Consider the following 8,957-nt stretch of genomic DNA (forward strand, 5'->3'; position numbering starts at 1 on the left):
CCCCCCCATCTGTCCGGTAATCCTGATGAATCCGTACTGAATCTGTTTTCGGGGAGCTTGTGATCCATGCGTATGGACAAACTGACCAGTAAATTCCAGATGGCACTTGCCGACGCCCAGAGCCTGGCGGTGGGCCGCGACCATCAGTTCATCGAGCCGGCGCACGTGTTCGTCGCGCTGCTCGATCAGCAGGGCGGCAGCGTGCGGCATCTGCTGTCGCAGGCCGGCGTGAATGTGAATCTGCTGCGCTCGCAGCTGGGCGAGGCGCTGGAGAAGCTCCCGCAGGTGCACGGTGTCGGTGGCGATGTGCACATCTCCAACGATCTCAGCCGTCTGCTGAACATCACCGACAAGCTCGCCCAGCAGCGCAAGGACCAGTACATCTCCTCGGAACTGTTCGTGCTCGCCGTCCTGGAGGACCAGGGCCCGGCGGGCGAGGCGTTGCGCAAGGCGGGCGCGACCAAGGGTCTGCTCGAACAGTCCATTGAAAAACTGCGTGGTGGCCAGAAGGTGGATGATCCGGGCGCCGAGGAACAACGCCAGGCACTGGAAAAGTACACCGTCGATCTCACCGAGCTGGCCGAACAGGGCAAGCTCGACCCGGTGATCGGCCGCGACGACGAGATCCGCCGCTCCATTCAGGTGCTGCAGCGGCGCACCAAGAACAACCCGGTGCTGATCGGCGAGCCCGGTGTGGGTAAGACCGCCATCGCCGAGGGGCTCGCCCAGCGCATCATCAATGGCGAGGTGCCCGAGGGCCTCAAGGGCCGGCGCCTGCTCAGCCTCGACATGGGCGCGCTGATCGCCGGCGCCAAGTTCCGTGGTGAGTTCGAGGAGCGCCTGAAGGCGGTGCTCAACGACCTCGCCAAGCAGGAAGGCCAGGTCATCCTGTTCATCGACGAGCTGCACACCGTGGTCGGCGCCGGCAAGGCCGAGGGATCCATGGATGCCGGCAACATGCTCAAGCCCGCGCTGGCGCGCGGCGAACTGCACTGCATCGGTGCGACCACCCTGGACGAATATCGCAAGTACATTGAGAAGGACGCCGCACTGGAGCGGCGTTTCCAGAGGGTGCTGGTCGACCAGCCCAGCGTCGAGGACACCGTCGCCATCCTGCGTGGCCTGAAGGAGCGCTACGAGGTGCATCACGGCGTCGAAATCACCGACCCGGCGATCGTCGCCGCGGCGACGCTGTCACACCGCTACATCACCGACCGCCAGCTGCCCGACAAGGCCATCGATCTGGTCGACGAGGCCGCCTCGCGCATCCGTATGGAGATCGATTCCAAGCCCGAGGAGATGGACCGTCTGGAGCGCCGGTTGATCCAGCTGAAGATCGAGCGTGAGGCCTTGAAGAAGGAATCCGACGAGGCCTCCCGGAAGCGCCTCGATATCCTTGAAGACGAGATCCAGAAACTCGAGCGCGAGTTCTCCGATCTGGACGAGATCTGGAAGGCTGAGAAGGCCGCGCTGGCCGGCACCACGCACATCAAGGAAGAGCTGGAGCGTGCGCGCCTGGAACTGGAGACGGCGCGCCGCGCCGGCGATCTCGCGCGCATGTCCGAACTGCAGTACGGTCGTCTCCCGGAACTGGAGAAACAGCTCGAGATGGCGGCCCAGGCCGAGATGCACGAAATGAAACTGCTGCGCAACAAGGTCACCGACGAGGAGATCGCCGAGGTCGTATCCAAGTGGACCGGCATCCCGGTCTCCAAGATGCTCGAGGGTGAGCGCGACAAACTGCTGCGCATGGAAGAGGCGCTGGGCAAGCGCGTGGTCGGCCAGGCCGAGGCGGTCAAGGCCGTCTCCGATGCCATCCGCCGCGCCCGTGCCGGTCTGTCCGATCCCAACCGTCCCAGTGGTTCGTTCCTGTTTCTGGGTCCGACCGGCGTCGGTAAGACCGAGCTGACCAAGGCGCTGGCGGCGTTCCTGTTCGACACCGAAGAGGCGATGGTGCGCATCGATATGTCGGAGTTCATGGAGAAGCACTCCGTGGCCCGGCTGATCGGCGCGCCGCCCGGCTATGTCGGCTACGAAGAGGGTGGCTATCTGACCGAGGCGGTGCGCCGCAAGCCCTATTCGGTGATCCTGCTCGACGAGGTCGAGAAGGCGCACCCGGACGTGTTCAACGTGCTGTTGCAGGTGCTCGACGACGGGCGCCTGACTGACGGCCAGGGTCGTACCGTGGATTTCCGTAATACCGTGATCGTCATGACCTCGAACCTGGGGTCGCAGCTGATCCAGGAGCTGGTAGGCGAGGAGAACTACGGCCGCATGAAGGCGGCGGTGATGGAGGTGGTCGGTTCGCACTTCCGGCCCGAGTTCATCAACCGCATCGACGAGGCGGTGGTGTTCCATCCGCTGGACCGCACGCAGATCCGTGCCATCAGCACCATCCAGATCAGCTATCTGCGCCAGCGTCTGCTGGACCGCGACATGGACATCACCGTGTCCGAGGGGGCCCTGGACCGGCTCGGCGAGGCCGGATTCGATCCGGTGTACGGTGCGCGGCCCTTGAAGCGTGCCATCCAGCAGCAGTTGGAGAACCCGCTGGCGCAGGCGATCCTGTCGGGCCAGTTCGGGCCGGGGGACGTCATCGAGGTCGACCTCGATGGGGACGGTTTGAGTTTCCGCCGTGGTGTGCGGCAGGCGTCCTGAACCGGAGGGCATGTCCCGGCGCCGGCCCGAACGGCGCGGTAAGCTGCCAAATTTGGTTCAAGCTTGATTTGTGTGCGGCTGTGGACTACTTAAAGAGTAAGGTCGGATGTTCAGAAATGTGACGCAGTAGTACGACTCCTCCACCTGATGATGTTAGCGGGCCTCGCTTACGATTCAGGTTTGCCCCGCTCGCGCGGGGTTTCTTTTTGGGACCGCCCGACGCCGGGCGTCTTGACCTGAATCAAGGCGACCGGTCCGTCCACGGGTCGAGACTGCAACCTGCCTCGTTTGAGCAGAGCGTGGCAATTGATCGTGGTTATGTCTCCTTGGACCTGGTCGTGGCGCGAGCCGCGGCGTTACTCAGGTTAACCCCGCCCCTGCCCTGCAGGTGACGCGGGGTTTTTTGTGCGTCCCGCCTGGTCGGTCCGCAGCCCCGCCGATGTAAACCCTTTCTGGCCACGAAAGCTGCGGGCCAACACGGACAAAACCTTTTTTTGGCCACGGAAACACACGGAAGTACACGGAATGTAAACCCCGTTATATCGACATCTTCCGTGCCTGGCCGTACGTTCCTGTGGCAGATTTTCGGCGTACCCCGCGCCTGTGCGGGACCGGTCGTGTAGGGTGCGTCGGCACCAGCGACGCACCGTGGCGTGGAACCTGGTGCGTCAGGCTACGCCTCGACGCACCCTACCGGTCTGCTGAGAGGATCTTGCGGACGGCTTCATTGCGTTTTCAACAATGGATTTTTTCCGTATTGTTCCGTGTGTTTCCGTGGCCAGGAGGGTTTTCTTGAAATCCTCCTTCGCGCCGGGTGCTTCCGCGACCATCCGTGGGTATCGGGTCAGCGGTTCTCGCCCCGCGAGATCCGCCGCAGCACCCAATCCAGCGCCCGCACCGGCAATACCCGCCGGGCACCGGCAAAGAGCCAGGTCGGCAGCGTGACCGGGTAGCGCGGCCGGGCCCGCGGGCTCTCCAGCGCATGCAGCAGTTTTGTCAGCACCGCCTCCGGCCCCAGCGTGAAGGGGGCGGCCGGTCCGGGCCGGGTCAGGCGCCGTTCCATGGCCCGGTAGGTGTCCCGGTGCACACTGCCATCGGCGTCGATGTGGCGCCGGTACATGGCGTGGGCATTGGCGCGAAAGCGGCTGCTGATCGGGCCGGGCTCGAGCAGCGCCACCTGCACGCCGCTGCCATGGAGTTCCAGCCGCAGGGTATCGTAGAAGCCCTCCAGGGCGTATTTGCTGGCGTTGTAGGCGCCGCGATAGGGCAGGGCCACCAGACCCAGCAGCGAGCTGTTCTGAATGATGCGCCCGGCCCCCTGGGCCCGCATGACGGGTATGACCCGGTTGGTCAGTTCGATGCTGCCGAACACGTTGGTCTCGAACTGGGCACGGAGGGCGTCGCGTGACAGATCCTCCACCGCACCGGGCTGGCCGTAGCCGCCGTTATTGAACAGCCCGTAGAGCCGTCCCGCGGTCCGCTCCAGGACCTGCTCCAGCGCCGCTTCGATGGACGCCGAGTCGTCCAGGTCGAGTGGCAGGCTCTCCAGCCCCTCGGCCCGGAGCCGTTCGACATCCTCCGGTCGCCGCGCCGTGGCGAACACCCGGTAGCCACGCGCCTTGAGGCCGTGGGCCGCGCAATGCCCAATGCCGCTGGAGCAGCCGGTGATGAGGATGGCCTTCGGTGCGTCCGTCATGGGGTGATCCGGGGGCAGGGGCGCCGTCAGGCCAGCAGGGCCGCGACGATACCGGTGATGAAGATGCCGTCGAAGGTGCCGGCCCCGCCGAGCGAGGCGATGGGCGCACCCAGTTTACGGATGTCGGGCAGACGCAGCAGATCGGCACCGATGAGGACGCCCAGTGTGCCGCTGATATAGGCGAGCGCGGCGCCGTGTTCGACATTGATGAGCACGGCCGCGAGCGCCGCGGTGAGGGGGGCGATGAACATCGGCATGACGACCCCGAGCCGCGGTATGGGCCGGCTGAAGCCATAGGCCATGCCGGTGACGGCGGCGACTGCGAGCAGGACCTCCGCCGGCGGCAGCTCGATCTGGTACATGAGGTGCAGCGAGAACAGCACCGGGATAATGCAGCCGCCGACATTGACTGCGATCAGCGTGGTTCCGGTAAACGGCTGCACCGGACCGCGCAGCAGGCCCGGCCAGGGCGGCGGTGCGTCGTCTGCGGGTGCCTCGGCCTGGATGCGCATCACCGGCAGATTGATCAGGCTGCCGAACAGCGCGCACAGCAGCAGCGTCACTGCCGACTCCGGCGACAGGCCGAGCTTTGCAAAGGCGATGGTCAGCAACCCGATCTGCACGAAGGTCAGCAGCAGCCCGAAGATCAGGACCATGACCAGCAGACGCAGAGGGGAGAAGGGCATGGGTCCGGGGTCTCCTCGGGACATTCAAGCTGAGCGCGGTAGTTGCCATGGAAGCACACGGCAGTGCACGGCCATGTGCAGGATCGTCATACCGACGTTTTCAGTACTGCTCAGCGGGTGAATACCCGCCGCGGCTGCCTGGGTAAGGATTCGGTATGGATATTGCTGGATTTAAGATATCAATGGGTTGACGTAGTAATGGGTTCTGGGGTGGCATCGGGCTCATGGCATGAGGCGCTGCCGGCATTGTACCGCCAGTCCGTCGCCCGCGGGGAGTCCGGGGGAGTCTGGGGGAGTCTGGCGCTGGCGCGGGCCCCGGTGGCAATCGATACGGTTCCGGCGGAAGATCGGAGGCGTACTGAGACGACAGGAGGCAGGTGTGATCGAGGACGACGATAAGGCAGGGGCGGCGGAACGGCGTGAGTATTTCCGGATCGCCGATCAGGTACTGCTCAAGGTGCGGCCGATCGACGCCAGTGGGGTCGATGCCGTCGTCGAACGCATCACCGATCGCGTACCGGACCGCTTCACGGTGGCGGTCAACTTTGCCGTGAATTCCCGTGCCACTGCCCGTCTGTTACATGGGGTCGCGGCCGACTCGCCGGACGCTGCCCGTTATATGAAAGCGCTGGATGCCAAGCTCAATCATCTCGCCCGGCTGTTTGTACTGGAAGAGATCGCGGCGGGCGATTTTCCGCAGCTCGATGTCACGCTCAGCGCCGGTGGCGTGGTCTTCCCCTCAGCGCGTGAATTCGCGCCCGGTGCGCTGCTGGAGACCCGGCTGGTGCTCTACCCGAACATGATCGGCATCCTGACGGTGTCGCTGGTGACCCGCTGCGAACGCGACAGCGCGGGTCCCATGGATCTGCCCTGGCAGGTGGCGGTGGAATACCAGCACATCCGCGAATCTGACCGTGATCTGCTGGTCAGCCATATCATGGCCCGCGAAACGGAACTGCTGCGCCGCCAGCGCGGTGAAGATCCCGGCTGACCGCAGCAGCGCCCGACGCGAAGGAAGATTTCAAGAAAATATTCCTGGCCACGGAATCTGCGGACCAACACGGGCAAACCCTTTTTTTGGCCACGGAAACACACGGAATAACACGGAAAAAATCCATTGTTGAAAACGCAATGAAGCTATCCGCAGGATCCCACTCAGCAGACCGGTAGGGTGCGTCGAGGCGCAGCCTGACGCACCAGGTTCCACGCCATGGTGCGTCGCTGGCGCCGACGCACCCTACACGACCGGTCCCTCACAGCCACGGGGTACGCCGAAAATCTGCCACGAGAACGCACGGACAGGCACGGAAGAGGTCGACATAACGGAGTTTACATTCCGTGTACTTCCGTGTGTTTCCGTGGCCATTGTCCCTGGTTTTCCCTTCGGCACCTGCGTGTTGAAAACCGTTTTGTTCCGTGGCCGACGCTACGTCCCCAAGACCTCCAGCTCCGTATCGTCTTCGGCCGCGCGCTCCTCTTGTTGCAGGGCCCACAGCCGGCTGTAGATACCGTCTTTCGCGAGCAGCGCCTGATGGCTGCCGCGCTCGACGATGCGGCCCTGGTCCATCACCAGGAGGGTGTCGGCATCGATGACGGTCGACAGGCGATGGGCGATGACCAGGGTGGTGTGGTTGGCGGCGACCGCGCCCAGCGCATCGAGGATGACCTGCTCCGAATGCGTATCCAGACTGGAGGTCGCCTCGTCGAAGATCAGGATACGCGGGTTTTTGAGGATGGCACGGGCGATGGCGACGCGCTGCTTCTCGCCGCCGGAGAGCTTCAACCCACGCTCGCCGACGACGGTGTCGTAGCCCCTGGGCAGGTCGGCGATGAAAGCGTGGATGTTGGCCAGCCGCGCCGCCTGCTCGACCGCGGCACGGGAGGCGCCGGGGCGCGCGTAGGCGATATTGTAGTAGAGCGTGTCGTTGAACAGCACCGTGTCTTGCGGGACGATGCCGATGGCGGCGCGCAGGCTGTCCTGGGTGACGCCGCGGATGTCCTGGCCGTTGATCGCGATATGCCCGTCGCTGACATCGTAGAAGCGCAGCAGCAGCCGCGCCAGGGTGGACTTGCCGGCGCCGCTGGGGCCGACCACGGCGACCTTGTGGCCGGCGGGGATGGTGAACGTGACACCGTGCAGGATCGGCCGCTCGGGGTCGTAGGCGAAGCTGACGTGGTCGAAGTGCACCGTACCGCTGCCAACCTCCAGCGGCACCGCGTCCGGCCGGTCGACGATCTCCGGCTGTCTCTCCAGGATGTCGAACATCAGCCGCATGTCGGTGATGGCGTGCTTGAGCTGGCTGTAGACCACGCCGAGGAAATTGAGCGGGATGAACAACTGCAGCAGGAAGGCGTTGACCAGTACCAGGTCGCCGATGGTCAGCTCGCCCTTCACCACGCCCTGCGCCGCCAGGACCATCACACCCGTCACGCCCAGGGCGATGATGCCCGACTGGCCGACGTTCAGCGCCGACAACGAGGTCTGGCTCTTGACCGCCGCATCCTCCCACTGGCGCAGGGTGTGCTCGTAGCGCCCCAGTTCGTGGGCCTCGTTGCCGAAGTATTTGACCGTCTCGTAATTGATCAGGCTGTCCACCGCCTGGGTGTTGCCCTGTGAGTCCATGTTGTTCATGGTGACGCGGTACTTCATGCGCCATTCGGTGATCATGAAGGTGAAGCCGATATACAACACCACCGAACCGAAGCTCACGACGACGAACCAGATACTGTATTTGGCGAGCAGGATGCCGGTGATCATGAGCACCTCCACCAGCGTCGGCAGGATGCTGAAGACCATGTAATTGAGCAGGGAGCTGACGCTGCGCGTGCCACGTTCGATGTCACGCGACACGCCGCCGGTCTTGCGCTCCAGATGGTAGCGCAGCGACAACCGGTGCAGATGCTCCAGCACCCGCACCGACACCGTGCGCATGGCGCCGTGGCGTACCCGGGAGAACACCGCGTCGCGCAGCTCGTTGAACAAAGAACTGCCGAGCCGCAGGGCGCCGTAGCCGAGCAGCAGCGCCAGCGGCAACACCAGTTCGACGTGGGCCTTGCTGTCGAGGCTGTCGACGATGTCCTTGAGGACGAGCGGGATGCCGACGTTGGCGACCTTGGACAGGATCAGGAAGGCCAGGGCCAGCACCACCCGCCCGCGGTATTGCCACAGGAACGGCGCGAGCGCGCGCAGCGTCCTGACATCACTGGGTTTTGCATCAGGCATTTCGGTGGCGTGGGAGTAGCTGCGCATGGCTCGTGATCCGGACGGGAACGCCCATTCTCACAAAATCGCCGCTGCGGGGGAAACAACCCGCCTGCAACCTGGGGTATCCGCGTCGCTGGAAAGGCCTGGGCAGTGCGGTATACGGGCACGGCCCGCTCCCGGTGATCACGGCGGCCACGGTAAAGACACGGGGCATACCGTTGCGGCCGGGAGTTCTGTCCCATGTCCTGTCGTGCGCCTTCGTGGTGAATGGCGATTCTGCCGGGCACCCTTGACTTTCCCACCCCTGGACCGCATGTTTCGTGCCAGCATCAGCAAAGGGCCCCGCCCTTTCTCACAACTTCGATCCGAGGGTAACGTCATGCCGATCTACGAATACCGTTGTGGCAGCTGTGGCCACGCACTGGAGTCCCTGCAGAGGCTCAGCGATCCGCCCCTGACGGACTGCCCGGAATGCGGCAAGCCATCGCTGCAAAAGCAGATTTCGGCCGCCGCTTTCCGCCTGTCGGGCAGCGGTTGGTACGAGACCGACTTCAAATCCGGCAGCAAGCGCAACGTTGCGGAGAAGGACAGCGGCGGTGCGCCGGCCGCCGATAGCGGCTCCAGCTGCGGCTCGGGCGCTTGTGGGACATGTACCTGACAGGATTCAGCAACCGGGATTCGGGGGTCGGGGGTCGGGGGTTGAGCTGATCGC

6 protein-coding genes are annotated in these 8,957 nt (G+C 64.4%); 3 read left to right on the plus strand and 3 right to left on the minus strand.

Annotated elements, in window-relative coordinates; genetic code table 11:
• The first annotated feature begins 66 nt into the window (after window positions 1–66).
• The gene (gene clpB / locus K8I04_13865; protein ID MBZ0072799.1) at window positions 67–2,658 is read left to right on the plus strand and encodes an ATP-dependent chaperone ClpB; all 2,592 of its coding nucleotides are present in this window, start codon (window positions 67–69) and stop codon (window positions 2,656–2,658) included.
• Between the two features lie 844 nt (window positions 2,659–3,502).
• Here the strand turns inward: clpB and K8I04_13870 are convergent.
• Both K8I04_13870 and K8I04_13875 read right to left on the minus strand, forming a co-directional pair.
• A complete protein-coding gene (locus tag K8I04_13870) occupies window positions 3,503–4,354 on the minus strand; it encodes an SDR family NAD(P)-dependent oxidoreductase (protein MBZ0072800.1) in 852 nt (283 codons plus the stop codon).
• 26 nt (window positions 4,355–4,380) lie between these two features.
• Window positions 4,381–5,040 (minus strand): DUF1614 domain-containing protein, encoded by a 660-nt coding sequence (locus K8I04_13875; protein MBZ0072801.1) that lies wholly within the window; start codon window positions 5,038–5,040, stop codon window positions 4,381–4,383.
• Window positions 5,041–5,419: 379 nt separating this feature from the next.
• Between K8I04_13875 and K8I04_13880 the strand changes: the two genes are divergently transcribed.
• Window positions 5,420–6,031, plus strand: coding sequence for a hypothetical protein (locus K8I04_13880; GenBank protein ID MBZ0072802.1), 612 nt, complete (start codon window positions 5,420–5,422; stop codon window positions 6,029–6,031).
• A gap of 435 nt (window positions 6,032–6,466) precedes the next feature.
• Here K8I04_13880 and K8I04_13885 read toward each other — a convergent pair whose 3' ends face one another.
• Window positions 6,467–8,290 (minus strand): ABC transporter ATP-binding protein/permease, encoded by a 1,824-nt coding sequence (locus K8I04_13885; protein ID MBZ0072803.1) that lies wholly within the window; start codon window positions 8,288–8,290, stop codon window positions 6,467–6,469.
• A 334-nt stretch (window positions 8,291–8,624) separates the two neighbouring features.
• Between K8I04_13885 and K8I04_13890 the strand changes: the two genes are divergently transcribed.
• On the plus strand, window positions 8,625–8,903 hold the full coding sequence (locus K8I04_13890; GenBank protein ID MBZ0072804.1) for a zinc ribbon domain-containing protein: 279 nt from the start codon (window positions 8,625–8,627) through the stop codon (window positions 8,901–8,903).
• Window positions 8,904–8,957: the final 54 nt, after the last annotated feature.

The sequence above is a fragment of the Gammaproteobacteria bacterium genome (genome assembly GCA_019911805.1).
Lineage (GTDB): Bacteria > Pseudomonadota > Gammaproteobacteria > Thiohalobacterales > Thiohalobacteraceae > JAHJQQ01.

Coding starts and splice junctions, on each gene's coding strand:
- K8I04_13890 (MBZ0072804.1), top strand. CDS start 8,625: ATGCCGATCTACGAATACCGTTGTGGCAGCTGTGGCCACGCACTGGAG.
- clpB (MBZ0072799.1), top strand. CDS start 67: ATGCGTATGGACAAACTGACCAGTAAATTCCAGATGGCACTTGCCGAC.
- K8I04_13885 (MBZ0072803.1), bottom strand. CDS start 8,290: ATGCGCAGCTACTCCCACGCCACCGAAATGCCTGATGCAAAACCCAGT.
- K8I04_13875 (MBZ0072801.1), bottom strand. CDS start 5,040: ATGCCCTTCTCCCCTCTGCGTCTGCTGGTCATGGTCCTGATCTTCGGG.
- K8I04_13870 (MBZ0072800.1), bottom strand. CDS start 4,354: ATGACGGACGCACCGAAGGCCATCCTCATCACCGGCTGCTCCAGCGGC.